This is a genomic window from Phytoactinopolyspora endophytica (assembly GCF_004138495.1).
Classification (GTDB): domain Bacteria; phylum Actinomycetota; class Actinomycetes; order Jiangellales; family Jiangellaceae; genus Phytoactinopolyspora; species Phytoactinopolyspora endophytica.
This window is the reverse complement of the sequence record NZ_ML142853.1, coordinates 134,089-135,239: the sequence shown is the minus strand read 5'-3', so window position 1 is coordinate 135,239 and position 1,151 is coordinate 134,089. Positions and strand designations below refer to the sequence as shown.

Genomic DNA, 1,151 nt, shown 5'->3' with positions numbered 1-1,151 from the left:
ATCTGAAGGTCGGTATCGACGTCGGCGGAACCAACACCGACGCGGTGGTGCTCGACCGATCGGACTCGGTCGTGGCGTGGACGAAGCAGCCGACCAGCGAGGATGTCACGACCGGCGTCCGCGATGCACTCGTCGCGGTCCTCGCCGACATCGGGGACAGCGCGCCCCGAATCGGCCGCGTGATGCTCGGCACCACTCACGCGACGAACGCCGTGCTGCAGCGGCGCGGGCTCGGCCGGGTCGCGGTGGTCCGGCTCGGTGCCCCGGCCACGACGTCCGTGACGCCGCTGACCACCTGGCCACGAGATCTCGTGGACGCGGTGGATGCGGGCTCGACCATCCTCGGCGGTGGGCATTTCGTCGACGGCTGGCCGATCTCGCCGCTCGACGTCGACGGTGTCCGCCGCTTCCTCGGCACGGTCGCCGGCAGCGCCGACGCCGTCGCGGTGACCGGAGTGTTCAGCCCGGCATCCGGCGAGCAGGAGAGCCGGGTCGCCGAGCTGGTGCGCGACGAGCTCGGGCCGGATACACCGGTGTCGATGAGCCACGAGATCGGCTCTCTCGGGCTCCTGGAACGCGAGAACGCCACCGTCCTCAACGCCGCGCTCTACCGAGCGGCCGGCGAGGTCACGCGGGCCTTGGAATCGGTGCTGGCCGAGCGGGGCATGGAGGTGGCCGCGTTCTTCGCACAGAACGACGGCACGCTCATGGCGCTGGAGTTCGCCTCCCGGTACCCGGTGCTGACCATCGGCTCCGGCCCGGCCAACTCGATCCGTGGGGCGGCGTTCCTGTCCGGCGTCGACGACGCGATCGTGGTGGACGTCGGCGGCACATCCACCGACCTTGGAGTGCTGGTGCGCGGGTTCCCGCGGGAGTCGTCGCTGGCCACCGATATCGGCGGCGTGCGGACGAACTTCCGGATGCCGGACATCCTCAGCGTCGCGATCGGCGGCGGGACGGTCGTGGACGGGTCGCCGGACGCTCCGGCGGTCGGGCCGGTGTCCGTCGGGTACCGGATCACGTCGGAAGGGATGGCGTTCGGTGGCGGGACGGCGACGCTGACCGATGCCGCTGTGCTTGCCGGGCGGGTCGATGTGGGCGGCGGACATTCGCTCGGCAAACAACCGGCTCGGATGCGCGCGGTGCTGGAG

General features: G+C 71.4%; 1 protein-coding gene. It reads left to right on the top strand.

The features are described 5' to 3' along the window. A partial coding sequence (locus tag ELR45_RS11460; RefSeq protein ID WP_205856421.1) for a hydantoinase/oxoprolinase N-terminal domain-containing protein occupies positions 1–1,151 on the top strand: 1,151 nt, incomplete at both ends.